The organism is Paenibacillus sp. W4I10 (assembly GCF_030816325.1).
GTDB classification, from domain to species: domain Bacteria; phylum Bacillota; class Bacilli; order Paenibacillales; family Paenibacillaceae; genus Paenibacillus; species Paenibacillus amylolyticus_B.
Genome location: NZ_JAUSXX010000001.1, coordinates 3,815,382 through 3,842,102 on the forward strand (window position 1 = coordinate 3,815,382; position 26,721 = coordinate 3,842,102).

At 46.3% G+C, this 26,721-nt stretch carries 24 protein-coding genes; 11 read left to right on the forward strand and 13 right to left on the reverse strand.

The genetic code is table 11. The features are described from left to right. Positions 1 to 9 precede the first annotated feature (9 nt). Positions 10 to 1,734 (reverse strand): GAF domain-containing sensor histidine kinase, encoded by a 1,725-nt coding sequence (locus QF049_RS17290; RefSeq protein WP_307539167.1) that lies wholly within the window; start codon positions 1,732 to 1,734, stop codon positions 10 to 12. A gap of 42 nt (positions 1,735 to 1,776) precedes the next feature. Next, positions 1,777 to 2,259, reverse strand: a complete 483-nt coding sequence (locus QF049_RS17295; protein WP_017690187.1) for an ArpU family phage packaging/lysis transcriptional regulator — start codon at positions 2,257 to 2,259, stop codon at positions 1,777 to 1,779. A gap of 880 nt (positions 2,260 to 3,139) precedes the next feature. Between QF049_RS17295 and QF049_RS17300 the strand changes: the two genes are divergently transcribed. The 3 genes from QF049_RS17300 to QF049_RS17310 all read left to right on the forward strand — a co-directional run bounded on the left by QF049_RS17300 (position 3,140) and on the right by QF049_RS17310 (position 6,017). Next, the gene (locus QF049_RS17300; protein ID WP_082219000.1) at positions 3,140 to 3,583 is read left to right on the forward strand and encodes a helix-turn-helix domain-containing protein; all 444 of its coding nucleotides are present in this window, start codon (positions 3,140 to 3,142) and stop codon (positions 3,581 to 3,583) included. A gap of 42 nt (positions 3,584 to 3,625) precedes the next feature. Further along, complete coding sequence (locus QF049_RS17305) at positions 3,626 to 4,042, forward strand: ImmA/IrrE family metallo-endopeptidase (RefSeq protein ID WP_017690190.1); 417 nt, start codon at positions 3,626 to 3,628, stop codon at positions 4,040 to 4,042. Positions 4,043 to 4,214: 172 nt separating this feature from the next. After that, a complete protein-coding gene (locus tag QF049_RS17310; RefSeq protein ID WP_307539170.1) occupies positions 4,215 to 6,017 on the forward strand; it encodes a 5'-nucleotidase C-terminal domain-containing protein in 1,803 nt (600 codons plus the stop codon). An 827-nt stretch (positions 6,018 to 6,844) separates the two neighbouring features. On the opposite strand, the gene QF049_RS17315 is transcribed toward QF049_RS17310, so the two are convergent. Further along, complete coding sequence (locus tag QF049_RS17315) at positions 6,845 to 8,629, reverse strand: proline--tRNA ligase (protein ID WP_307539172.1); 1,785 nt, start codon at positions 8,627 to 8,629, stop codon at positions 6,845 to 6,847. 367 nt (positions 8,630 to 8,996) lie between these two features. Further along, positions 8,997 to 10,943: an FAD-dependent oxidoreductase gene (locus tag QF049_RS17320; protein WP_307539174.1), complete on the reverse strand. Its 1,947-nt coding sequence runs from the start codon at positions 10,941 to 10,943 to the stop codon at positions 8,997 to 8,999. Between the two features lie 435 nt (positions 10,944 to 11,378). Here QF049_RS17320 and QF049_RS17325 point away from each other — a divergent pair, with 435 nt between their 5' ends. Then, entirely contained in the window at positions 11,379 to 12,050 is a 672-nt protein-coding gene (locus QF049_RS17325; RefSeq protein WP_017690193.1) for a 3'-5' exonuclease, read from the forward strand. 57 nt (positions 12,051 to 12,107) lie between these two features. Here the strand turns inward: QF049_RS17325 and QF049_RS17330 are convergent, their stop codons facing one another. The 3 genes from QF049_RS17330 to QF049_RS17340 form a co-directional block, all read right to left on the reverse strand. Next, positions 12,108 to 13,079 (reverse strand): helix-turn-helix transcriptional regulator, encoded by a 972-nt coding sequence (locus QF049_RS17330; RefSeq protein ID WP_307539177.1) that lies wholly within the window; start codon positions 13,077 to 13,079, stop codon positions 12,108 to 12,110. A 151-nt stretch (positions 13,080 to 13,230) separates the two neighbouring features. Beyond that, positions 13,231 to 13,935 (reverse strand): hypothetical protein, encoded by a 705-nt coding sequence (locus QF049_RS17335; RefSeq protein ID WP_307539179.1) that lies wholly within the window; start codon positions 13,933 to 13,935, stop codon positions 13,231 to 13,233. Positions 13,936 to 14,142: 207 nt separating this feature from the next. Further along, a complete protein-coding gene (locus QF049_RS17340; protein ID WP_017690196.1) occupies positions 14,143 to 14,310 on the reverse strand; it encodes a hypothetical protein in 168 nt (55 codons plus the stop codon). 330 nt (positions 14,311 to 14,640) lie between these two features. Between QF049_RS17340 and QF049_RS17345 the strand changes: the two genes are divergently transcribed. The 6 genes from QF049_RS17345 (at position 14,641) to queF (ending at position 18,778) form a co-directional block, all read left to right on the forward strand. Beyond that, positions 14,641 to 15,096: a hypothetical protein gene (locus QF049_RS17345; RefSeq protein ID WP_124117096.1), complete on the forward strand. Its 456-nt coding sequence runs from the start codon at positions 14,641 to 14,643 to the stop codon at positions 15,094 to 15,096. Between the two features lie 18 nt (positions 15,097 to 15,114). Beyond that, complete coding sequence (locus QF049_RS17350) at positions 15,115 to 15,819, forward strand: AIM24 family protein (protein WP_036668803.1); 705 nt, start codon at positions 15,115 to 15,117, stop codon at positions 15,817 to 15,819. 386 nt (positions 15,820 to 16,205) lie between these two features. Continuing rightward, complete coding sequence (gene queC, locus QF049_RS17355) at positions 16,206 to 16,883, forward strand: 7-cyano-7-deazaguanine synthase QueC (protein ID WP_307543292.1); 678 nt, start codon at positions 16,206 to 16,208, stop codon at positions 16,881 to 16,883. Then, positions 16,880 to 17,371 carry a 6-carboxytetrahydropterin synthase QueD gene (gene queD, locus QF049_RS17360; RefSeq protein ID WP_100530025.1) on the forward strand — a complete coding sequence of 164 codons (492 nt, stop codon included), beginning with the start codon at positions 16,880 to 16,882 and terminating at the stop codon, positions 17,369 to 17,371. Before queC ends, queD begins: the two co-directional genes overlap by 4 nt. Continuing rightward, on the forward strand, positions 17,364 to 18,137 hold the full coding sequence (queE, locus tag QF049_RS17365; protein WP_124117098.1) for a 7-carboxy-7-deazaguanine synthase QueE: 774 nt from the start codon (positions 17,364 to 17,366) through the stop codon (positions 18,135 to 18,137). The genes queD and queE overlap by 8 nt, the downstream gene beginning before the upstream one ends. A gap of 149 nt (positions 18,138 to 18,286) precedes the next feature. Beyond that, entirely contained in the window at positions 18,287 to 18,778 is a 492-nt protein-coding gene (gene queF, locus QF049_RS17370) for a preQ(1) synthase (RefSeq protein WP_124117099.1), read from the forward strand. Between the two features lie 362 nt (positions 18,779 to 19,140). Here queF and QF049_RS17375 read toward each other — a convergent pair whose 3' ends face one another. Next, positions 19,141 to 19,353, reverse strand: coding sequence for a hypothetical protein (locus QF049_RS17375; RefSeq protein WP_307539185.1), 213 nt, complete (start codon positions 19,351 to 19,353; stop codon positions 19,141 to 19,143). 210 nt (positions 19,354 to 19,563) lie between these two features. On the opposite strand from QF049_RS17375, the gene QF049_RS17380 reads away from it, so the two are divergent. Beyond that, positions 19,564 to 20,838 carry an MFS transporter gene (locus QF049_RS17380; protein ID WP_176872761.1) on the forward strand — a complete coding sequence of 425 codons (1,275 nt, stop codon included), beginning with the start codon at positions 19,564 to 19,566 and terminating at the stop codon, positions 20,836 to 20,838. Between the two features lie 125 nt (positions 20,839 to 20,963). Here QF049_RS17380 and QF049_RS17385 read toward each other — a convergent pair whose 3' ends face one another. The 5 genes from QF049_RS17385 to QF049_RS17405 all read right to left on the reverse strand — a co-directional run bounded on the left by QF049_RS17385 (position 20,964) and on the right by QF049_RS17405 (position 26,715). After that, positions 20,964 to 21,452: a prolyl-tRNA synthetase associated domain-containing protein gene (locus QF049_RS17385; RefSeq protein WP_307539187.1), complete on the reverse strand. Its 489-nt coding sequence runs from the start codon at positions 21,450 to 21,452 to the stop codon at positions 20,964 to 20,966. Between the two features lie 75 nt (positions 21,453 to 21,527). After that, on the reverse strand, positions 21,528 to 22,373 hold the full coding sequence (locus tag QF049_RS17390; protein WP_307539189.1) for an EcsC family protein: 846 nt from the start codon (positions 22,371 to 22,373) through the stop codon (positions 21,528 to 21,530). Positions 22,374 to 22,568: 195 nt separating this feature from the next. Continuing rightward, entirely contained in the window at positions 22,569 to 23,549 is a 981-nt protein-coding gene (locus QF049_RS17395; RefSeq protein ID WP_307539191.1) for a glycoside hydrolase family 43 protein, read from the reverse strand. An 851-nt stretch (positions 23,550 to 24,400) separates the two neighbouring features. Beyond that, positions 24,401 to 25,816 (reverse strand): arabinan endo-1,5-alpha-L-arabinosidase, encoded by a 1,416-nt coding sequence (locus QF049_RS17400; RefSeq protein WP_307539193.1) that lies wholly within the window; start codon positions 25,814 to 25,816, stop codon positions 24,401 to 24,403. A gap of 56 nt (positions 25,817 to 25,872) precedes the next feature. Continuing rightward, the gene (locus QF049_RS17405; RefSeq protein ID WP_124117106.1) at positions 25,873 to 26,715 is read right to left on the reverse strand and encodes a carbohydrate ABC transporter permease; all 843 of its coding nucleotides are present in this window, start codon (positions 26,713 to 26,715) and stop codon (positions 25,873 to 25,875) included. Positions 26,716 to 26,721: the final 6 nt, after the last annotated feature.

The following is a 26,721-nucleotide window of genomic DNA, read 5'->3' on the forward strand; positions in this document are numbered from 1 at the left end:
CCCCTGACTTTATACAGATTCGAACGGAAGTGGAATGACTGCCGTTACTGTTGTTCCCTTGCGGGGAGAACTCACTACTTCTAAGCTGCCCCCGAGCGATTGAGCCCGTTCCTTCATAATGGACAGGCCAAGGGAGCTTCCAGACGAGGCTTTTGGCCTTTCCGTACCACCTTTTCCCTGATCTGTGACGGTGAGCACCACTTCATGATCACTTAACTTGAGGGTGACCTCAGCAGAAGGAACATCCGCGTGTTTCCGTACATTATTCAGCGCTTCCTGTCCGATTCGCCACAATGCTTCTTCTATATTACGCGGTAAAGACCTCATTCCCGTCCGATTCATCACCACTTGAAGACCCTGGCTGGTGCCGTATTCCTGTAGCGCATGGAGCAGCCCTGCTTCCAGTCCCGCGGGACGGAGCTGCATAATCAATGCGCGCATTTCCTTGAGCGCCTCCTGAGACAAAGCCCGAATATCCTTCATCGCTTCCGCTGCCGGGTGCAACTGCTCAGAGCCGGATAACATACTTTCCGCGCCTTTAGCAGTTAACGATAGTGAAAATAAAATCTGATTAACCGAATCATGCAGATCGCGAGCCAAACGGTTTCTCTCTTCCATTCGTGCAAGTTCGCGGCGATTCTCCGCCAGCTTCAGACTCTCCCATGAGGCAGCAATATGTTCGGCCAATGCCTCCAGCACTTCACGGTCCGCCTGCGCAGTACCTGATGTTCCTATTCCGATCACCAGAATTCCCATTTCCCCTGGCGTATGGTATGGAAGGGGAGCCGCAATTCCCGAGGCAATGGAATTCATAACTTGTTCAGACTTGCACAAGGTAAATATCTCAGCGATCTCTGTCCCAGACAGAGATGTAGCACGATGACTATTAATTACATGGTTAATGTGGCCCGTCACTTCTGAAGATAACGGAGTACTTGATAACGTTCGAACCTTATCATCCGCATAGGCTGCCTGCAAGACGAACATTCCGTTTTTCTGCTGAATAATTGTAGCAAAAGGCCAATCATAGTGCTGCCCAAGCAGCTGTACAACTTTTAAAGAAAAAGCATCAGAATTGCTGCATTCGTTCACTGCAAGACCCAAGGCTGTGCTGAACTCCCCCAGCTTGGCATACAGATCAGCTCGTCGCTGCTCCGCGCGATACAATCTCATCCGCTCTACCGCACTACCAATCTGGTACGCCACGCCCTGTAACAGCGCCAGTTCACTGTCGCTGAAATGTTCCTTGGCTGGCGCAGCCACGTTGAGCAGGCCGAGCATCTTCTCACCTGACCTTAACGGGACGGTTGCATGGTGGGTAATATCATGGGTATCTCCCCATTGGAATTCCACCGCATCCTCCAGCCGTTTACAGTTAATGATGTTGACCGCATGATTGAGTTGACCGTCCTTAAAGCGGTTCACACACCAGCAGGTACCCGTTCGCATGGGCTCCTTATCTTTACGCAGTAATGCCGGGGGCAGATTGTAATCCGAAACACAGGTATATTCTCCACGTTCATTAATCAGAAACATCCAGCCTGCCGTTAATCCGGTCAACTCCAGTAATTTGCCGACCACGGTATCCAGCATTAAGTTCAGATCATTGGACGTATTGAGCGTTTCCGCGATTGTCTTCAACGTGACCATTTCCTGCATTCCGACTTCTTCCGACATGGCAGACTTCTCTCCTTTGGCTGTGCCAACTGTGGTTTGTTCAACTATTGTAACCAATCCACCTTGGATATTAAAGGATCAACTTCTTCAATCGCTCACTTAGCCCAGCTTCTGCCGCTCTTTGCGGGACACAGACAAAGGCTCCATATTAATCAGACCTCGATCTGACAAAGCCAGCGCCATTTTGTAGAAAGCACGTGTACGAATCTTCGTATACGTATCCTTGCTGACAGGTGGATCAAACACATGATTATACACTTTATAGTCAAACACATCATCGTCTTTCAGATATCGTTCACAGACGAGTACACGTTCCTTTTCACTCAGCCGGGACACCACAAAATCAATCGTATCGCAATATGCCTGACGCGCGCGCTGCACGTCCACATTGTAGATCGCCGTTCTCGCCGTGGAATCCCCCGTCACATTGGTTGCACCGTGGAAACGCTCGGCATAACTTGCCGTCACCATAACCTCTCGTTCTTCAAATGCAATCGTTTTATAGATTCGGTATTTTTCCAGCGCAGCTTCAACAGCTGTTTGCGTTTTGCGTCGGTCCAATTCGGGCAGCATCAATTCCATATTTATCTTCCTCCTTTAGTGTTCGCTATAGAATGAAAGTCTAGTAGCTTCGCATATTCACTCTGATGACAGAACAACCTTCCGATCGCTGTTATCCCCGGATTTCTTTGATTATATTTTCAAAAGTGGAAATCCAGTGATAAAGGCGAACACTTCGCTTCTCCAGCTTTTTTCTGCCCTCTTCGTTCTTGCGTACCTTAAAATTCATTCTATAAAAGTTAAACCCTCATGCTCTCATCTTTTATTAGAGTTATCCAGATCTCTGAAATAATAACGACATTTTTTAATTTCCCCCTGTTGCCTTTTGGAATCACTCCAAATCGGTATAAACCGGGGAATTTCCTTCTTCAAGGGTCATTTTTTAAACTCCAACCTGTGGCAATGTTACATTTTGTTCGTATAGTGTTCGTATTTCTATTTGAGGATACCACTTTCTGGAGATCGGAGTAAACCTTCATTTTGGTTCGTTTTGACGATAAAATAAAACCTTCGCTCTCATTTCCTATGCCTTTTGGCATAATTGTTTCATATCTCTTTACCTAATGGTATATATACGTTATAGTACTGTTTAATTAATGAACTTCCGTATAAGTCATTTGATTTTTATAAAGAAGCCACCGAGATTTTTCGGGAAGGGACTTAGGTGTGTATCACGCGCATACATAGTGAAGGAGAAGGAATCGATTCTGAAGAAGCAAAGCGCTCGCCTTTATCAACGGATTTCACCCTTTAGGAAAGGGAAACAGGAAATCCGGGGATAACAGCGATCAAAAGAACGATCCGAATCCGGAACGGCGCATAGAACGCACATCTACCTCCCCCACATCCAACTGTCTTCTTTATAACTCAAGTACTTGTACGAATCGAAGGAGTTGGCATAATTGTGGAGCACGCTTTTGGTCCTTATATGAAACAACTGCGCGAGCAACAGGGATACAGCATCAATCAGCTCGCCGAAGCAGCCGGAATAAGCAACTCACAGATTTCACGTATTGAGAATGGGGTCCGGGGTGTGCCGAAACCAGCGACCATCCGCAAGATTTCAGATGCACTCTCGGTGCCTTATACAGAGATGATGAAGCAGGCTGGTTATATTGAACCAGGAAGTGCTGCTGAACTTCAGGACGTACCGGAATGGGCTACATACAAAGACCGTCGTGATTTCAAAAAGATGTTGGAGGACGATGATGATCTGATGTTTGACGGCATTCCACTCGATGAAGAGGACAAGAAACGAATCAAGGATGTGCTGACAGGTCTGTTCTGGGAAGCCAAACAGATGAACAAACGCAAAAAGACAGACGAATCGGACAATCGCCCATGAGGCATGACCCACTGAATTTAATGAGGCAGCAGGTGAGATCATATGGATGACATCGTAACAAAGCTGATTCGAAAACACCGGACCAACTGCCCTTTCAGCATTGCCCGCGCGGTTGGAATACAGATTCGTTTCACCAATTTGGGGAAGTCCACCAAAGGACTGTACTTTCGGAAGCTCCGGCGCAGGTTTATCGTCATACACAATGATTTGCCGCCGGAATGGCAGCGGTTCGTATGCGCCCATGAGCTTGGACACGACCGGCTTCATAAAGGGATTAATCGATTCTTTCTGGAGGAACATTCCTATTTTGCTCCAGGCAAGCTGGAAAGACAGGCCAACCGTTTTGCCATTCAATTGCTAACCTCCGGAGTGATGCCTGAACCGGATGAATCTTTGGAGAAATTTTGTTTACGTACCGGACTGCCGCGTGAAGCGCAGCATTTTTTTTACACCCTTTAAGAACATACGTTCTTTACAAAGATTATATTTTCCAATAGCAGATTTACATGTCACTTTCAGGTTACTTATTTTTACGTAATTCGCGAGATTTCCTAATAATAGTCTGTTAAAATACTACGTGAGCTGTGTAAACACTCAAGTAGATTATTAATTGGGGAGGTTTCGGATTCATATGAAAATCTGGAAGAATTACGTTTCACTTCTGCTAACGGTCTGTTTGCTGTTTGGCAGTGTAGGTATTGCCGCGGCTGCAACGGATACCACCACTCCGGGCACAGGCAAACACATTACCATTCTACATACGAATGATACGCATGCCCGTGCAGTTGAATCTTCACCTGCTATGGGTTTTGCCAAAGTAGCTGGAATCGCTGACAAATATCGTAGCGAAAACCCGAACACACTCTTGCTTGATGCTGGAGATGCTGTGCATGGTACAACTTTTGCCACTCTCGTTAATGGTGAGAGCATCGTGAAAGTCATGAATGAAATGGGATACCAAGCCATCGTACCGGGTAACCACGAATTCAACTACGGTTCGGATCGTCTGATCGAACTGGCAGACATGATGAACTTCCCCATGCTGAGTGCCAATGTGAAGAAAAAAGACGGAACACGTCTCTTCGATCCTTACCTCATTAAAGAGGTAGATGGCGTGAAAATTGGTATCATCGCTTTGACAACACCGGAAACGTTGTACAAAACGAATCCCAAAAACGTAGAAGGTCTTGATATTACAGATCCATCTGCGGAAGCCAAAGTTCTGGTAAACGAAATCCGCAGCAAAGTAGATGTTGTTGTGGTATTGGGACACCTTGGACAAGACGCGTCCAGCACGGATACTAGTTTAAAAGTAGTTAAAGAAGTTCCTGGCATCGATATATTCATTGATGGTCACAGCCACACAATACTGCAGGACGGTCTTGTATCCGATAACGGAACATTGATCGCAAGTGCAGGAGAATACACTAACTACGTCGGTGTCATTGATCTGTGGGTAGACGGTGGTAAAGTAACGAAGAAACAAGCAACATTAATTGATGAAACTGAAGCAAAAGACATCAAACCGAATGAGAAAGTCGCGGCTCTCGTGAACTCCATTCAAAAAGAACAAGAGCCTATTTTGAAAGAAGAAGTAGCCAATACAGCCATTCTGCTGGATGGTAAACGTGAGCAGGTACGTGCAGGTGAAACCAACCTGGGTGACCTCCTTGCAGATGCCATTCGTGATGTCAGCAAAGCCGACATCGCATTGACTAACGGTGGTGGTATCCGTGCTTCCATCGAAAAAGGGATCGTAACTAAAGGTGATGTTATCACAGTGCTTCCTTTTGGTAATCAAGTGGTAACTCTTGAAGTGAAAGGGTCCGATATCCTGGCAGCCCTTGAAGTCGGTGTAGCCTCCTATCCGGAACCAAGCGGTGGATTCCCGCAAGTATCTGGAATCAAGTTCAAAATCGACGCTTCCGCTGCTGAAGGTAGCCGTGTACATTCCGTGACTGTTGGTGATAAAGCCCTTGATTCGGAAGCAACGTATACACTGGCAACCAATGATTTCACAGCTGTTGGTGGTGACGAATACACCATGTTTGCCAAATATCCAACTACGGGTATGTATGGCGCGCTGGACGAAGCATTGATCAATTACATGCAGAAGCTTGGCGCTGTAGACATCAAAACAGATGGTCGGATCAGTGAAGCGAAAAAACCTGCAGTAGAGCCGGAAACTCCGGCAACAGAAACACCAGCTCCAACCAAGCCAAAACCAGAAACACCAAAACCGGAAAAACCGTCTAAACCAACGCCTAGTAAACCTGCTCCAGCCAAACTGCATGTTGTGAAATCCGGAGATTCCCTGTACTCTATCTCCAAACAATACGGCACAACTTGGCAGGCATTGCAAAAGCTGAACAATATCAAAAATCCACACTGGATTTATCCAGGTCAACAATTGAAATTGCCTGCAGCTTCTTAAGCTAAGCAAAGCAAAGTGCATATAGGCATGACCGCTTATAGTGCATCAACATAAGGATCTATCTTGTCATAACAAAAAGGGTGTCCCTCAGGCCAGATTACTGGTTAAGGGGACACCCTTTTGTATCTCCGTTCTTAAACATCAATCCACATCAGATACTTGAACATTTCCTGTGGACATATCCTGCTGATTCTGACAATCATCTGAGGCAAAAATAAATCCCAGCCAGGCCTTTACGGACCAACTTTATCATGTGCCTTCGACACCGAACTATATAAAAACTCTCCGGAATGACCGTGCTCATGCGGTTATTGTACATTTAATTTCGACATCTCTATCTTCTCAAAATTGCATACTTGCACATAAATCCGCCTGCGTATGATCATCTTCAATTCCTTAATCATAAAATCATTTGTATACTAAATACATATGTCCAAATATAGTTATTTCGTATGATATCACTCATAAAACCCTACCAAATTGCATGCCTATAGCCCTCTTTTTCATGCTCACATTGGAATTTCAGCAATCAAAATCAGCTACCGCATCATATTCGGTACTATTATATAAACTCATATAATTAGCGATTCCCCTTGATCTATATAATTTGAACTAAAGATATGTTCACACGTACACTCCGATGACAGAATAACCTTCCAATCGCTGTTATCCCCAGATTTTTTTAATTCCCTTTTCTCAAGGGAAAATCCGGGGATAGCGTATGCTTCCGATGCAGCTTTCTTTCAGAAAGCTTTTAGGCGAACGCTTCGCTTTTTCAGGTTTTTTCTGTCCTCTCCGTCTCTGTGTAAATGATTAGTTCAACTTATTTAGAAAGTGAGCTGTTCCTTCACAAAAAACACAGCGTCCTGTGCCGTCAAAGCGATTCGTTTCAATTCACCTGATGCTGCAAGTGCGTGTGATCCCAGTTCGACCTGTCCTTCTGCTGCTCCTCGGCCAATAACGATCTGCACAGGCAATCCGATCAGCTCCGCATCCTTGAATTTCACACCCGGACGTTCATCTCGGTCATCAACCAATACCGTGTAACCGCCATCGATCAATTGTTGTTCCAGTTCGAGAGTGAGCTGACGCTGCTGCTCATCCTTCCAACTTACTGTAATCAGATGCACATCATAAGGCGCAACAGCGGCAGGCCATCTTATGCCTTCATCTCCTGCATATTGTTCAGCTATCGCAGCCATCAGGCGGGATACGCCAATGCCGTAACATCCCATGACTGGCGCGCATTGGCGACCATTACGATCCAGGAATGAAGCGCCCATGGCATCACTATATTTCGTTCCCAATTTGAAAATATGTCCAACCTCAATACCTTTGGTAAACACAAGTGGTGATCCACATGTTGGACAAGCATCCCCTTCCGCAGCAAAACGGATTCGTTCTACTCGCTCCAATGCAAAATCAATGCCTGGGCGTACGCCGGAAACATGCACATCCACTTCATTGGCTCCTGTAATTGCACTCTTCATCACTGCCACGTCAGCGTCCACCACCATCGGCAGATTTAGTCCAATCGGACCCAGGAATCCTACCTTCAGATTTGGATGTGCCGCAATGGCTGCATCGTCTGCAAGGATCAGTTCCTCTGCCCCCAACACCTGCTTCAATGCGATGTCATTCAGTTCATGATCTCCACGCACAAGCGCAGCGACGAGCTGACCATCCGCCACATAAAGCAGCGTTTTGATCATATGTTCAGCCCCTTCGCCAACAAAGGAACTTAACTCTGCGATCGTACGAACGCCAGGTGTGGAGATGCGTACTACCTTTTCCGCTCCTGAATGTTCATCCGTTTGAAGCGCGGAGTCTGCACTCGCAGAGTCGGCTGGAACTTCCAAACTTCCTTCTTTTTTCTCAATATCTCCAGAAGTCTGATAATCTGCTTTCTCCAGATTTGCAGCATATCCACAATGTTTGCAGGTTACAATTGTGTCCTCACCCACATCAGCAAGAGCCATGAACTCATGTGTTTCCCCTTGACCGCCAATCGTTCCTGCGTCAGCCTCAACACGGATATAGTCCAGACCACAACGCTCCAGAATGCGACTATACGCCGTGTTCATCGCCTGATAAGTCCGATCAAGCTCTTCCCAGTCCGAAGCAAAAGAGTACGCATCCTTCATGATGAACTCACGTCCACGCAGCAATCCAAATCGAGGACGGCGTTCATCCCGGAACTTGGTTCCGATCTGGTACAGGGTGAATGGCAGCTTACGATACGAACTCACCTCGTCCCGCGCTAAAGCGGTTACGACTTCCTCATGTGTTGGTCCAAGAGCAAATTCCCGTGCATGACGATCCTTCAGACGCATCAATTCGGGACCATACTGTGTGTATCTTCCGGATTCTTCCCACAACTCCGCAGGCTGCATAATCGGCAGCAACACCTCCTGACACCCGGCACGATCCATCTCTTCTCGAACAATCCGTTCAACATTTAACAATATACGCCGTCCGAGGGGCAGATAACTGTAAATTCCCGCAGCAAGTTGGCGAATCATACCGGAACGCAGTAACCAGCGATGTCCCGCTGCATCTGCCTCCGCTGGCGCTTCACGTAATGTTGGAACAAGCATTTCACTTTGACGCATCTGAACACACTCCTAATCTTCCTTTTTGTTATCAAATACGGCGCATAAACAGCAAAAAGACACATCCGTCAAGGGACGAATGTGTCGTGGTACCACCCTTATTTAACTGCAAATTAATCCGTTCGCAACCTATGCGATCTGTAACATGCAGTCCTACGGGGCATAACGGGCCCTGCCGGCGGAGGTTGCAACCCTGTATGGGCATTCTCTTCCGCAGCTCGCGAGGTAGGAATTATGAAGCAGCTACAGGAACCTTGCAGCACACTGTTCCCTCTCTGTTGAAGCTGGCTTGCACAATCATGTCCTCGTTATAACGCTGTTATCATTTTTGACCACATTAGTTCATTTACAAGTAATTGTCAACCAATTAGTCAAATACAACTCCAGAATAATACTCCACTACATCACGAATGAGCATAAACGCATCCCCATTGGTAAGATTGTTCTTGTCAGCAATGCCAGCAAGCGTGTTGGCACTTATAAAGTTTTGCGTTTGTAATTGAGCAAGTGCCTGTTCAAGTGAAGTTTCCGTTTCTGAAGATCCCATTGCCAGACATAACATATACGCAGCCTGATCCAACGTTAAAGGTAGGGTTACGGCATTCTCCATATTTGCTAGAGCTTGGTCGGCACTGCCTGAGTAAGCTTCTGGAAACATCGCTTGCATTCTTTTCAATTTACTTAAAAATCGTTCTGGATTCATTCCTTTATCCAGTTCCCAACCATCGTTATTATAATTGCCTGAAGTCATATACATACTCGCTGCAGCCAGCAATCCCTTGTAATCCTTATGCTCCATATAATCAGGCTGCTCGAAACGATGTACTTTCAGATCCATCCCCTGATTCTCCAGCATCTTACGTAGTTCAGATGCTCGCTCTTCGGAAGTTGAGAGTTCGCGGAAGGACTCCTTATGGATATATGCCAGCTTGACCGCCGCTCCTGCTGCTTCTCCCTCTGCCATTCCCAGTGGGACAACTCTTGCACTACCGTGTGGGATTGTATCAAAACTTGCTGCACGTCCAACGACGAGTAAACCATCAACCTTTAGCGGTACAAGCGAGCGAAAGGGTACACCATATTGAATCGGACTCAACATAATCGTGCCGGGATTTCCAACACTCGTGCTCTGAATATCAATATCGTATGAGCCGTATCCAATGGCATCCCAATGATCACGATTTTCCATGACATCAGCTAATGTTAATCGGTACTCGCCATAGATATGACGTGACTCCCTCACGTAAAGCTCGTCTGCTGTTCCAGCATATTGTAGCCCTGCAAATTCATCATAATTTTTCTTCAGAAAATCAACAATTAGTGGGGCTTCTTTACGCCCGATTTCCAGACCTTTTTTCACAGATATCGGATCTAACGGATCTACCCCAAAGATCTGCATCGTATTAATCAAGATTGTATCATCATTTTGTCTTCCGATATTCAGACTTCGAATCTTAATATGTTGTGGATTGGAGGATTCATATTTTCTAGCATCACCGTACCCCCAAGCACTCATCTTATCAACCCCGGTTCCCTCTCTTTCCCTAAACTTTTGCCATACCTCATCAGTAACACCGCTTAGCTTGAATACAAGCGTAGAGACCATTTTGGATTTACCGTCTCCAATATCTTGTCTACCTATGGAATATGGAACTCCTGCAGCGGCTGCAATATCCGCGTCTTGCGTTGCATCAATGATGGAGCGGGTTGAGACCTGAACAGTTGTTCCATCTTCTTTAGTTATGCTCATACCCGTTATTGTCGTGTGATCTCCTGTAGATTGTTCAGTAAGGGGAACTAATTCCTTAGCATTCATCAACAGGTCAATATTAGGTTCAGAACGAACCATCCGATAGAATATGTTAGCCGCAGTATTGGTATCAAATGAACTACCCTCGATCTGGTCAAACCATTCCTGGAAAATGCCTTTGTTCAAAAAGTCAGGCTGCCGCAAACTACTCAATAACTGCGGTTGTTCAGGGGAATAATTTAGATCCAGCGTATTAAGGCCTCCCTCGGTCAACAATCCTCCCAACATGTTGCGATCTCTTGCTTCCACCAGTAATACACGCATCCCATTACGAGCAGCTGATAATGCAGCAGTAATACCTTCCGGATCCGTTCCAGCTACAATAACGTTATAGGAATCTTTCAGGTTTAGTGTAGATTGCACGTCCTCCAAAGGCTGCCATACATAATTATTATTAAATTTATAATTCTTGTTCCAAATATAAAATGCACCATATGCAGCGCTCATTAAAACAATAAACACACTGGCTATAATTGCTGTTATTTTCAATTTTCTACTAATCAAAGAAACAAACCTCCATATGTACTTTAAATTCAATAATACTAACTCGTGAGTAGTTTTCCTATGTTATACCAACAACCAACTAACTTTTTCTCCTTTCCTACATGAGTATGCTATAAACAATAAAAAAACTCCCCAACACTTCAAACGGTGTAAGGAAGTTTTGATAATAAGACGGAAAATTCTACTTTTATGTTGCCATAAATACAAACAAAATATAGGAAAGTCCCTAACTTTCCTCATTATAACGACCACTTTTTGCGAAGTAAAGACTTACCAAAACCGGAAATGCATCAGAAAGATCATTAAACACTCAGACTGTTCGTTCATCCTGACTACAATGAATTCTCTAGCGATGGCTGACATGGCAGCACGTTCCCTGTAATATAGAGAAATAGAAATCTATCACAGGTATTAATCGATAAAGGAGCTTGTCCTATGCCATATATCATATATGATCTTGAATTCACGGTAAGCCGCAATACTCGCTATTCTTCTGAAATTATTGATATTGGTGCCGTCAAAGTTACGGAAAGTGCGGATGGATTGGTTGTAACGGATACGTTCCATACGTATGTTCGTCCTTCCAATAAGTCTGTTCTGTCCACTGACACGATTCAGTTTACAGGTATCACACAGAAAGATATTGATGCAGCCCCTCTTTTTCCGGCAGCATTGAACCAATTCATTGCCTGGATGGGAAGTGACCCCTATTACATGTGTTCCTGGGGACCCGATGACCGCAGTAAACTGATCTCTCATTGTCGCACCCATCAACTTGATGTGGCCTGGATCACCAATCATAACGATCTCCAGCAACAATGGTCCCGCACCGTTCGTAAAGAAGGCAAGTTCCGCCAACTCGGACTCGCTCAGGCTCTTGAAATCTGCGGAATTGAATTTGATGGTACCCAGCACCGTGCCTTGGATGATGCCATTAATACAGCCAAGGTGTTTATGCATCAATTTGACCGATTCACTCTCGAAAACAACTGTGCAGCCGATGATGAGGGCATTACATCCAAGGTTGTCTATTCCAGTTCCACAGAAGATGAAGAGAAAGAATCCCCTTTTGGCAATCTGGCAAGCCTTTTCAAAACCAAAGAGTAACCGTCCACAGCACAGTACTTAATCGTGTTTTGCCTTAGGATAGGTGGCATTCTAATCTCAACTTTTATTGTACATTTGTTGCCAATATTTTAGGCGTTCTTTCATCTTGATGCGGAAGATCTCCGGTTCGAGAACTTCCGCATCAGGTCCATATTTAGATATCCATACGAGAAATTCGTCAACATCACTTAATATGGCTTCAAATAACAGGCTACCTTCCGGTTCAATGGTTAGGATGGGTCGTATAAAAAATTGCTCCTGCATCACACGCTCCACAGCATGAGGTGCAAATCGAATTTTGAACGCAGTCCACTCCGTACTTCCCTCGTATGCCCAAGGAATGCGGAAGTGCGATTGCATCAGATAATCCTCTTTGCGAAACGTGCGTGGCAATATCCGTATCCTTTGCAGCCGGCTCACCTGAAATATTCGAAGTTTCTCCGACAGGTGACAATACCCTAACAGCTCAAATCTGTATTCACGAGGGATAAGAGAGTAAGGATCTATGCGAACGATCCCTTTTTTACCTTGAGACAGATACTCCCCTTCAATGGTGTTCTGTGAAATGCCAGCCTGAAGCAGGGTAATCAGGGATTGATTCTGCGAATCGTTGTTTTCATTTTGCCATGCTGGCAATCCCGCTTTGAACAATCCACTAATTTGCTCCGACCATTCCACTCGTTCTGTTTTGTTTTTCTGACTCGCAGCAACCACTTTCTCATAAGCGCTCTCAAAAGCAGGTTTCAGCAAAGGACGAATATTCTCCATAACTTCAGCAAGATGCATGAAAGCTTGGGCTTCTTCATCAGACCAATTTAGCGGATACATGGCAAATTGGCTGATAAACATGTACCCTTGCCCGTGTCCCATATTGGCGATCGGGATATGCATTGCACTGAGGGCCTCCATGTCGCGGTATATCGTCCTTTCCGTCGTCTCGCATCGCTGGGCAAGCTCACGTGCCAGTATGCCCGGCTTGGCCTGCACCAGTGTGATAATGCGCATTAATCGGATTAGTCGGTCTGTCATTTTGCCGGACCCTCCACGATGTTGTTTCAATAAATTTGATACAACTCCATCCATTGTTTAATATGATATTGATACATACATTCGACCTTCTCCTAAACTTCACCTTCAAATATGTAGACTCTCTCTATACCGTTACCATCTGAAATCAACCCTATTCCCCTAATATCTTTTTTTCACGATCATGATATCCTGTTGTAAACGTTATCTCATAGTGATAACGCAACTTTTCAACGATCTCGGCTTCCGCGTAATAGTCCAGATCTTGCTTCCGCGCAGCTTCAATTAACAACGCATCAGCACGACGACGTAACATATTACTTCCCTCTTGAACCCGGCCTCTTTCGTAGGCGCGCAGGGCTTGTTTGATCAGGGGCACGGTTTCACTTAATTTGATCGTCTTCTCCACCTTGGGATCTTCCGGCTGTCGCAACATGCCCAGATGACTGGTGTACTGAATATACAACTGTTCTCTTCGTAACAATACACGTTGACTTTGCTTCAACTTCCTTGTGCTCCAGTAGGCTGAACATACGGCAGCTTTTCCTGATGCATGGGGTCCCATGACGAATTCAAGCAAAATTTGTTTACTTTCTCCCTTGTACATATCCCCAAGCCTCAATAACCAGCCAATATCCGTTTCTTTGGAACGACATCCATAGATGCCTTTTAGCTGTACTCCATATTCCGGTTTGAGCAAAAGTTCCAAATCTCTTGATACAATTTTGGGTGCTATTTTCCTAAGTCTTTTGGCAGGGGCACCGTTACGCCACTCTACCATCATATATACGGGGTCGGCTCCCCCTGTCGGTATGGCCTCTTTATTCCACGAATAAGATACTTCAAAGACTGAGTTCACTGGTAGTCTCTCCCCCGATTTATATGTATTATCTTCTAAGTTATCAGGGTGAATGGACACTATATTGTCACGGAACACATGTTCTCATTAAATTTTTCCAATATATTAGTTTTATATCCCTAAATCCGTCTCAATACGACAATAAACGACGAAAAAGCCTGGCACTAGGCCAAGCTTATCAATCACTTATCTATGACAAGTCCCAAATTAAACAGTAGGATGATCGATTCCCATTTTGTGTAAATATTGCACACCATCTGCTTCGTTTACCGGTGCATAGGTGACACTATCAATGACCAGCTTACGCCCTACTGGCTCTCCATTCACAGTGATCATGATTGTTTTGGTTGATGTGTTCTGATCTGTTGTGTACATATGTTTCTACTCCTTCATGTTCACGATCTTATATTCAATCGGATATATTGGTATCGTTCATTAAATTGCGCATTTGTGAATAGCATGCACCCGGAACTGAAGTAAAAGATCTGTAAAACGGTCCGGTGTGCTTGCCTATCGTTCTATTACCCCACAGATTTGTAAGTTAAACAGCCCTGTTCCTAAATAATTTTAAATATTTCGGGTAATAAAACGATATCATCTTGAACCCATCGTCCCGGTTTTGACGTATAATGTAAGAGCCGTATTTCAACAATAGACGACGAATTCGGCGATTGATCTATCTAACCGAAGAAAGAGGTGTTAACGATGCCAAAATCCATTCAGGGTTATTTCATTCGGGTGTTATTCACCACATGCATTCTATTTACCGTTTCGATCGCTTCGACAGCAAGTGCTGCCAGTGCCAATATTTTTACGGATATATACAGCGGATGGGAGCGAGTCTCCGAATTGCCCGGAGAAGTGAACGCTCTGCAGGAAAGTTATAAGCAAACAATGGAGCAATTAAATCAAACGTCTGCTCAGTTGGGACAAGCCCAGGCCAATGTCGAAGCATTTAAGACCCAGAACGAACAACTGCTGGCTCAGAACCAGAAACTCACTGAAATGGTAAGTAAATTACAGGACGACCAGAATGCCAAAGCAGCTACCACCAAACGAATTCAGACGACGATCATCACTGTCGTTTCTCTCATATTGGGTTACTTTATTCTGATTCGTGTGATGCGCTGGGGAATGCGTCGCCGTTCCGGCCGAGTATAAAAGAACAGGAGCAACTGCATGAACATACACCTGAACAATGCTGAAGCAGGCGGAGCAGGACAAGTCGTCACATTTTCACTGATTAAAGATGACCGCCTTCATATTTTGCATCCGCAGCAAATTGTGGCCTTCCGCGGTCCAAGTGGGAGTCGCAATGACAAATTCATGAATATCACGGGCATATATCGCAAAAAAAAGCTGATTAAATCCGAAATCACCGGACCTTGCCAATTTGTGGCTGCCCTGCCTCCCGGATTCACGATGAAGGAAGTGGAGCTCACGGAGGACAGTGATCTGCTCTATGACTTCCGCCACCTGTTCTTCTACTCTGATGGTGTAACCATGCATACCAAAATCCAGAAAATCAAAAACATGCTGATCACCCGTGATGCAGTGAAAATGAAATTTTCCGGCAAAGGCAAGATCGGATTGCTCACTCAAGGCCAGGTCTGCCAACAGGAACTTCACCCAACAGCGCCGCTCTATGTGGATGCTGGCAGCATCATTGCCTATCCCGAAAATGCACATCTTGAACTCACCGTATATGGTAACAACCTTGCCAGTCAGCATATGAATTATCATTGGAAGATGACAGGACATGGATCTGTACTCTTTCAGGCTGGACGTGAGAATCACCGCTTGGAACAGGATCTTAACGATGAGGGACTGTTCAAACGAATTTTGAAAGAAGTTATCCCTTTCGGCAATGTATTGATCAAATAAACTGATCAAATAAGCTGTTAGTTGATGGAGCCGACCGATTAGCTGCCATTATGCTCCAGTGGGGTGGTCACCACGCGGTTTCATGTTATAATGGTTCAGACAATTGAAGAAGAAAATCCATGCCTGTGGCATGGGAGAGGTTCGCGAACTCCCTCTATAAGACTTGACCATGTGTTGGTCAGTATAAGTCTTGCGTACACATTGCGGTCACCATGCAATCATGTACGTAAAAAACTAAGGACACTTACTCTTGCCTGCTTTTTTGAAGCGGTTATCGAGAAAGTGTGTTTTTTGATGGATGCCAGTTCATGAACTTCTCTGTTCTTCCGACACTCTATGCCTATGTGCATGGTTTGATCTCAAGAAGATAGAGAGGTTTTTTTATGTTGAACGAAGAAAAAGCAGTCGTTGTATTCAGCGGCGGTCAGGATAGTACCACGTGTCTGTTCTGGGCCAAACAACAGTTTGCCGAAGTCGAGGTTGTTACGTTTGATTACGGTCAGCGCCACAAGCTGGAGATTGAATGTGCAGCCGAGATCGCTCGTGATCTGGGCGTACAGCAAACGGTACTCGATATGAGTCTGTTAAATCAGCTTGCCCCCAATGCGCTCACTCGCACGGATGTGGAGATTACGCATGAAGAAGGCGAACTGCCGAGTACATTTGTAGATGGACGAAATCTGCTGTTCCTCAGTTTTGCGGCCATCATGGCAAAGCAAAAAGGAGCACGTCACCTGGTTACAGGTGTATGCGAGACAGATTTCAGCGGATACCCGGATTGCCGGGATTCATTTGTGAAATCGATGAATGTGACACTTAATCTGTCGATGGACTATCCATTTGTCATTCACACCCCGCTCATGTGGCTGGACAAAGCCCAAACGTGGAAGATGGCCGATGATCTCGGTGCTTTTGATTATGTACGCGAGCGTACCTTGACCTGTTATAACGGCGTGATCGGCGATGGATGCGGAGAATGCCCTGCCTGCAAACTGCGCAAAGCCGGACTGGATCGTTATGTACAGCAACATGCTGCCGGATCTACGGGAGTGGATGTGCGATGAGAGAGCCAGGAACATTCCGTATTGTAGAGCATCTGCAACGCATCGGAGAAGATATTCTACCCACCCAGCTGCGCTATCACCGCAAACGTGTGCTTGTAAGCAAAGAATTCACCTTTGACGCAGCACATCACCTGCATTGTTATGAAGGCAAGTGCAAGAACCTGCACGGTCATACGTATAAAGTTATTTTTGGCATCAGCGGTTATCCGGGTGAGACCGGGCTGACGGTTGATTTTGGACATATCAAAGATATATGGAAAACTCAGATTGAGGGATATCTGGATCATCAGTACCTCAACGAGACACTTCCTTTAATGAATACAACGGCTGAAAATATGGTCGTTTGGCTGTTCGAACAGATGGAACATGCGCTCCAGACGGAGCCCTATGCCGGGCTGACCGATGGTGGGCGGACGGAGTTTGTAAGGCTCTTCGAGACACCAACCAGTTACGCGGAAGCGAGACGGGAGTGGATGATCCATGAGTAGTGTGACACAGCAGGTGAATGAGACGGGATCTCGCAAAGAGGCTCGTATTCCCGTGATGGAGATTTTTGGTCCGACGGTTCAAGGCGAAGGCATGGTCATCGGGCAAAAAACGATGTTTGTTCGCACCGCGGGCTGCGATTATCGCTGCTCCTGGTGCGACTCGGCCTTTACCTGGGACGGCAGTGGCAAGGACCAGATTCGAATGATTACGCCAGAGGATGTATGGGAAGAATTGCGCCGCGTTGGCGGCACCCGTTTCTCCCATGTCACCATCTCTGGCGGTAATCCCGCCCTGCTCGCTTCGCTGGGCGGGTTGGTTGCCCTGCTGCGGGAGAACGGCATCCGCACTGCGGTGGAGACGCAGGGCTCCCGCTGGCAGCCTTGGCTGGCGGACATTGACGAAGTCACTGTCTCCCCCAAGCCACCCAGCTCCGGCATGGACACCGATTGGGCCGTGCTGGATGATCTGATCGGAAGGCTGGCCGCTGGCCCGGTAGAACGAAGTCACAGTCTGAAGATCGTGATCTTCGATGAGACAGACCTGGACTATGCCCGCCGTGTACATGCGCGGTATCCGGGCACAGATTTATTTTTACAAACCGGGAACCCGGATGTGACTTCCGCCGATACGCCAGATCTGGCGTCCTCACTGCTTGCTCGTTATGAGTGGCTGATCGACCAAGTCAGTGCCTCCGATGACCTGAACAATGTTCGTGTGCTTCCACAGCTTCATACGCTGGTATGGGGTAACAAACGCGGCGTTTAATGGGCAGTATGGGTGGAATGGGCGGCATGATGTAAGGATGAGGACGAAATGTCCTTAGAAAATGAGAGAATTCAACAGGCAAAAAAATGCCTATTCATATATACCGCGAGGCTTCGGCTTTGACGGAAACAAGGAGCGTTTAATAACCGATGAGACAACCTGATGAGATGCAAGATGTGACGTTGCTGGGCAACCAGAACGTAAAATATACGTTTGAATATGATCCGGGCATCCTGGAGAACTTTGATAACAAACATCCGTACCGCGATTATTTTGTAAAATTCAATTGCCCGGAGTTCACCAGCCTGTGCCCGATTACGGGTCAGCCGGACTTTGCAACGATCTATATCAGTTACATTCCTGATATCAAAATGGTCGAGAGTAAATCACTCAAGCTGTACCTGTTCAGCTTCCGTAACCATGGTGATTTCCACGAGGACTGTGTGAACATCATCATGAACGACCTGATCAAGCTGATGGACCCCCGCTACATCGAAGTATGGGGCAAATTCACACCGCGCGGCGGTATTTCCATTGACCCATATACAAACTATGGTAAGCCGGGAACGAAGTACGAGCAGATGGCCGACCACCGCATGATGAATCATGATATGTATCCGGAGACGATTGATAATCGTTAAATCGTCAGGTTCATCCATTCTGTATAAAATAGAATCATAGAATGCCAAAAGCCGAACTCTGCTATATAAGTTGAACTAAAGATTATTTACACTGACACTACGATGACAGAACAACCTTCCAATCGCTTTTATCCCCAGATTTTTTTACATTTCCTTTTCTAAAAGGGGAAAATCCGGGGATGGCGTATGCTTCCGATGCAGCTTTCTTTCAGAAAGCTTTTAGGCGAACGCTTCGCTTTTTCAGGTTTTTTCTGTCCTCTCCGTTACCTTGTAAATGATTAATTCAGCTTATATAGCTTAAGAAGTTCGGCTTTTTAGTTTAATCCTGTAGAACCTCCGTTACCCTAAGCTTGGAGTCACTTTCAAGTAGATCGATCTTCCTTTAGTGCTTTGATTTTTTTAATGTAATGTCTCAACATAAGCACACCAATTGACTGAAAAATGATAAATATGACGATAGCAGCAGATAGAGATTTCGGTGCTACATAGATAGCCTGAAACGTTATTACAGCCATATACGAAATAGTCATCACCAACTCACGTTTGGCGGATTCATAAGGTGATAAGGATTTCATATGTATCCCTCCTCTATCCTTCTTACACATAAATATGGGTCTTCTTACAGTAGATGCTAAAGTAATACGTTTCTTTTGTAAATGCATGTTTTCTCTTGTTCCCCTTGTCGGTCCAATCAATCTATCCTATTATGTAACAATATGCTTACACGCATAGAATACAACATCAGGCGCTGATCCCTCGTGACCGCGACCAAAGGAGAATTGTACATGTCTACACAAACCTCATTAACCAAGGACGCCACAGCGCGTTCGAAAAACCCACCCGGATTGGATGCCCAAAGCACCGTTTACCGGATACTCATTGCAATAAGTCTGGTTCATCTGTTCAATGATTCGATCCAGTCGGTTATTCCCGCCATTTTTCCGATTCTGAAAGATTCCATGCATCTCACGTATACTCAGATCGGATGGATCTCATTTGCTATCAACTTTACCGCTTCCATTATGCAGCCTGTCGTAGGCTGGTTTGCTGATAAAAAACCGACACCATCTATCCTGCCTATTGGCATGGGTTTTACATTTACCGGTATGTTGCTGTTGGCCTTCGCCGACAGTTATATGGCTGTCCTGATTTCCGTTATCTTTGTCGGTCTGGGTTCCGCTGCTTTCCATCCCGAAGGTTCACGGGTATCACATATGGCTGCTGGTCAGCGCCGTGGGCTGGCACAATCCATCTTCCAAGTCGGTGGTAACGCTGGGCAATCCCTTGCCCCATTGCTTACACGCTGGATCTTTATCCCGTTTGGATTGTTCGGTGCCATTGGATTTACAGGCATTGCTGCCATGGGGATTGCCGTCCAAATCTACATAGCCCGTTGGTATGGACGCATGCTGCAATCGGGAGGATATCTGCGTAGACAGGCTGCTGCCCGTCGTGCACCCAATCCTGCTTTGCGCAAAAAGATTACTGCCGCCATTACAATATTAATCTTGCTTGTTTTTGTTCGTTCCTGGTATATCGCTTCCATCGGCAGCTTCTATGCATTTAATCTGAAAGATACTTTTGGATTGTCCACAGAGGACGCGCAGATCTATATCTTCTTGTTCCTGGCTGCTGGAGCACTTGGTACGTTCTTCGGAGGCCCCTTGGCGGATCGATTCGGCAAACGTAATCTGATCTTCCTGTCCATGGCTGGAGCTGCTCCGCTGGCGCTGTTGCTGCCCTATGCGAATCTGTTCTGGACAGGTGTACTGCTTACCATTATTGGTTTTATCATGTTATCCAGCTTCTCAGTTACGGTTGTGTACGCACAGATGCTGATTCCGGGCAAAATCGGAACGGTTTCCGGTCTAATTACTGGTCTGGCATTTGGTATGGGAGGCCTGGGCGCACTCGTGCTGGGCAACTGGATTGACGTTTTCGGTGTATCACCGGTAATGCAGATGTGCAGCTTCCTGCCCCTGCTCGGGATCTTCACGTTCTTGCTTCCATCTGATAAATTACTCAATATCTGGGCGAAAGAAAATGGTAGTGAAGAGTAACCTACATTTGCAAGCTGAATAAAAAGTTTAACCATAACAAAAAGGTTCCCGCCAACTCTGTATATACAGAACGGCAGGAACCTTTTTTGTTATATATGTTTTTCTCGTATTTAGCTTCAAACGTATTATTCAACGTCACACATGATAACGCTGCTGCCATGAGCTGTAATCAGTTCCTTCACATCTTCAAATTCAAGGAATACCGTCGCCGTATTTTCCATCGGATGAATTCCGATTTTCTGACCGACTAGATCCTTGTCAAAAACTACGGTCACGTTTTTCTGAATATTATTGAGAACTCCGATAGGGTTGACGTGCCCTTTTTCCAATCGGAGGAATTCCAACAAATCCTTTTCACTGGCAAAACTTAATTTGCGGCTAGGTATCTTTTCGCTTAAACTTCTCAAATCAACGGACTTCGTTCCAGCAATCGTCACCAGATAATAGTTGCGCTTCTTGTCATCACGCAGAAACAGATTTTTAACGATATGTTCTGTATGTGGAATTTGATAAGAGAATATTTCTTCCATCGTATATACTGCGGGATGTTCAATGCTCTCGTAAACGATATTATTGCGATCCAATAGATCATAGAAACCCTGTTTGTTTAACATATCAAATTCATCTCTTTCAATATAAATATTCTTTTCTAATATTACTTCTTCTGTAATATTACTTTTTCTGTATTATTATTTTAACCGCTGAAGGATCAGCCGTTTTTTGTACAACATTTTACCTGCTTCGGCTACATCTCGAATTGTATTTTTGTTGCTCACGGAACCAAACACCATGCCGGCAATCGGCACGAGTTGGAACAGTTTCTTCCAACCAAAGGATTCACTGTAGGAGTTAAACACTTCCCGCCAGCCCTGCATCTGCGATACCACTTCAATTGGCTTGTCCGGATCGTCGTAGGCGGCCAGTTCTTCAATGATCGCTTTCTTACCTACAATATCGGCGGAAGAGAATTGCAGACATTTGACGATAAAGATACGCTCCAGCGGTTCATCGGGATCATAACCATAACAAAGAGCCATCTCCTGCAGTACCTTCAGAGAAAGCCCCATCACCATCGGAATATCTGCTGCTATGGTTACAATGCCACCAAACCCTGTAGCTGCTCCCTGAGCCGCGGCAAACTTGGTTCGACTCTCTGTGATGTTATCAGCCACCTGGTCCAGCACCTGAAGTGGCAGATTCTCTACACTATGAATCTTCGCTATCCCCTCCGCTTCAGCATCCTGCTCCAGACGATCGGTCGTGTCCATCATGGAATAACCGGACCTCTCAGCTTCCTCTTGCAGCAGCTTGGCTACTTTTTTCTTCTGTACAAGGAACTTGCCTCCATTCTGCACATACTGACCCACGTCGTTCAGGGAATCTCCGATCTTCTGTTTCAGCGCTTTAGGCATCACTTTATCCAACATCGCAAAGGGTAAACGCCCGATTTTATCCCATATAAACAAGTCTTTCTGCTGTTTCTCCCATTTCAAAATCTGTTCAAGCTCCAGGTCCAATGTCTCGCGTGAATCCATATGTGATCCTCCTAATAAGTTCTACATCGTAATCTGTATCTTTCTCATACGCAGAGGTCATCGTTGTGGTTGCTTTGTTTTGTATCCAAGACATCGATACTCAGACTGCTCTATCTTATCGTTCACATACAGAAGAGCCCTTAATCAGCATCACTCGCTAACTAAGGGCTCTCGTATGAAAGGTTACACGACCTCTTATTTTGCTTCCGCTACTGCGCTGCCATCCGGTGCCGGAACACCGAAATCAGGTGTGCCATCTTCACGCCAACGAATCACTTGAGCTCGAGCGTGGCGGTTCGGATCATACAAGGGATCACCCTCGATGTCTTTGTAATTACGCGCATGATAAATCAGAATATCGGTCTTGCCATCCGGTGACACCGTAAAGCTATTATGACCCGGGCCGTATTGGCCGTTCGCTTCACAAGTCTGGAATACCGGTTCGGGTGATTTCGCCCAGCTGGCCGGATCAAGCAAATCGGCATTTTCATCTGCGGTAAGCAGACCCATGCAATAATTGTAATCGGTCGCGCTTGCCGAGTAGCCGATAAACAACCGCCCATTCCGATGCATCACGGCTGGCCCTTCATTCACCTTAAAGCCGATGATTTCCCAATCGTACTCTGGCGTAGAGATCATAACCTGTTCGCCGCGTATCGTCCACGGGTTTTCCATTTCGGCAATGTATAGGTTCGAGTTGCCCACAATATCCGGATCTTTCTGCGCCCAGACCAGATAGCGGATTCCCTTATGTTCAAAGGTTGTTGCATCCAGCGCGAATGATTCCCACCGGGTGTAAATCTGCCCTTTCTCTACCCACTCTCCTTCGAGTGGATTCGCAGAATCGTTCTCCAAAACATACATCCGATGATCGAACAGACCTTCGTTGGTCTCACTGGTGTGAGCCGCAGCGTAGTGTATGTACCATTTGCCATCGATAAAATGAATCTCCGGTGCCCAGATGTTGGCACTCATTGGCCCTGTGTCACGCTTGGTCCAAGCCGTTACCGGCTCAGCATCTCTTAACTCTTCCAAAGTCTCTGCTCGCCGGATCTCAATCCGATCAAAGGCTGGTACAGAAGCGGAAAAATAATAGTAACCGTCTGTATGACGGTACACCCACGGATCAGCGCGTTGCTCCAGGATGGGATTAGTAAATGTAATAGAATCAGTCATGGGAATGCTCCCCTTTCAAATGTTGTTTGGCTCGAAGTTGGGGAATGTAACCCAATTGCGAAAAAAGCGAAAACCTTTTTGGGTGGTGCACAGCGGACGTTCAGTGGTGGTAGGGCCTTGGCGCTCTCTTGTCCTCCGATTTCTTTTTCCCACCGCTCTTGGCGGTTGAAATCGGATGCCAAACTCGCTCCTGCGGCTCCTTCCTCCCCCTCACTGCTTGTGCACCCTCGGAGCGGCAGCTCGCTCTTATCGCGCTCGCTGGGTTACAACTCAACTTCGAGCCATTGTGTGGCTCGGTCTTATGGGGTTGACCGCTTCGCAGGGTCAACTCCCATGTAATGCAAGGCTAGCCGCATTCTTTCGGCCAGCTTAGGGTGCACAGCGGACGTTCGGGGGTGGTAGGGCCTTGGTGCTCTCTTGTCCTCCGATTTCTCTTTCCCACCGCTTCTGGCGGTTGAAATCGGATGCCAAACTCGCTCCTGCAGCTCCTTCCTCCCCCTCACTGCTTGTGCACCTTGGCGCAGCAGCTCGCTCTTATTGCGCTCGCTGGGTTACAACCTCACTTTGAGCCTTTTTGTTGGCTCGGTCTTATGGGGTTGACCGCTTCGCAGGGTCAACTCTCCCCATATTTAGTCCATTATTGGCCTCAGATATAGGCCAACTTTGTCATGCACAGCGGGCGTTCGGGGGTGGTAGTGCCTTGGTGCTCTCTTGTCCTCCGATTTCTTTTTATCACCGCTCTTGGCGGTTGAAATCGGATGCAAACTCGCTCCTGCGGCTCCTTCCTCCCCCTCACTGCTTGTGCACCTTGGCGCAGCAGCTCGCTCTTACCGCGCTCGCTGCTCGCCCCCTTACTCCTCCGCTGCGCTGATCTGCTTGCCCCAGACCGCCACACCGCGGTCATTAAGACCTGTCACCACCAGCGCGGGCTGGCTTCTCTCCCAGTCCCAAGACGGCAGCAGTTTCAGCTCTTCTGTGGAGGCTCCGCCCCATGGGCTTTCTTTCCACTTCAGTGTCAGTGTTTGTTTGTCATCAAATGTCCAGGTTCCTGAACCTTTTTCGCTTTTAATTTTACCGTTGCTTGTTAGGGTATAAGGCACGGCTTGAATCTGCCCGTCCACGGACGGATCAATCGCCATGCCTTCCCATTCCCCGGCAATCATGGACTTCGGAATATCCTGTGTAGTCTCACCTGCGTAACGTTCAGGTGAAACGACAGGCCAGCCGTCCTTCGTCCATAACATTTTGCGAACATGAAGATAGGGCCAGTTTTTATCCGTCTCACCCCGTGCATGATGCACGATGTAATAATCGTCTCCGTCCTTCAGAACGGAGTTATGTCCGGGCGCAACCCAGCCCTCGCCTTCTGTGAAGCGATAACCGCCGAGAATTTTGGTGCCGATCTCATATTGCGGCAGATACTCTGTATCCAGCATGTTATTGCCGTTTATGTCCGTGTACGGTCCTGTGATTGAATCAGCACGCGCAACCCGCACGTTATAATCTTCGAACAAGGAATCATATGAAACGAACAGATAATACTTTTTGAACTCCGGGTTATACACAATGTATGGACCTTCGACTGCACCTTCTTCAGTTGCACGATCCCGAGCGGCAATGCGAGTACCATAACCCTCGTCCTTGAATTTCCCGGTGTCGGGATCAAGTGGCGCAATGTAGATTCCGTCAAAGAATGAACCATATACCATCCACGGATTGCCTTCGGCATCTACAATGGGATTGGCATCAATGGCATTTAATTTGTCCTGTTCATTCGCAGAAGTTTTCACAACCAGTCCTTCATCTGTCCAAGGACCTTCGGGAGATGAGGATGTCTGAAGACCAATAGCCGACTGGGTACTGCCAAAAGAAGAAGCCGAATAATACATCCGATAGGTATCACCAGCCTGAATCACATCCGGTGCCCACAGATTGACCGCACCTGTCCAGTCCAGCGCTTCTTGCGGAATACCCGGGAGAGCTTGACCTACCCACTTCCAGTGGATCAGATCATCTGATTTGCGTACCATGACGCCGGGTTTTGCTTCTCCTGCTACACGAACGTCTGTGGAATAGACGTAGTATCCCTGGTCTGTTTTGATAATGGCCGGATCATGTGCATTGTTTACCGTCCAGCGTGATTCATCATCCAGTATGGATGTGTCATACAGCTGAGTATCTTGAGGAGCTTCAGGAAAGACGGGACGGGACACCGTTTCTCCTGCTCCAGAACAACCCGTAGCTCCAACAACCGACAATAGCAACATGGAAGTAACCACCCCTCTCTTCGAAAATGTCCATCCTCGGAATTTCTTCCGCTGGTTCATCCCTTCACTCCCGAAATGGCAACCGATTCAATAATCTGTTTCTGGAAGATCAGGAAGATGATTAATACCGGTAACAGAGCCACAATCGACGCTGCCATAATAAGTGGATAATCCGTCTGGATTGCATACGTGGCATTGAAGTTGGCAATGACCAGCTGCAGCGTCTGCTTCTCCGGTGAATTCAGATAGATAATCGGTGCAAGATAATCGTTCCAGATCCCCATGAACCACAGAATTAACTGTGCAGCAACGGCAGGTTTAATTAACGGGAATGTAATACTGGAATAGAGCCGGAAATAGGAACTTCCATCAATTTTGGCTGCTTCAATAATGGCATCTGGCACACTAAGCAGATATTGCCGGAGGAAGAAGATCATAATCACATTACCGAACAACCCCGGTACAATAAGCGGCAATAATGTATCTGTCCAGCCAAGCTTTGAGAACATCATGAACTGTGGAATCATGACTGTTGGATATGGAATCATCATGGAAGCAAGCAAAGCAAGAAACAGTTTGTTTTTATGTGGAAACCTCAATTTGGCAAAAGCAAACGCAGCGATACTGGATGTAAACGTACCGACGATCGTTACACTCACCGCAACAATGAGGCTGTTTTTGATCCCGCTTAGCAGAGGGCCTGCTTCCCATATTTCCTTATACTTTCCAAATTGAAACACTTCAGGTATCCACACTGGTGGAAGCGCGAATACATCCTGCTTCTCCTTCAATGAGGTGGATAGCATCCAGATCAGTGGTGCAACCATCGCAATAGCACCGATCGCGAGTACGATAAAAATGATCGTGTTCGTTAAATTCCTTTTTTGACTGTAAGACATCTCCGA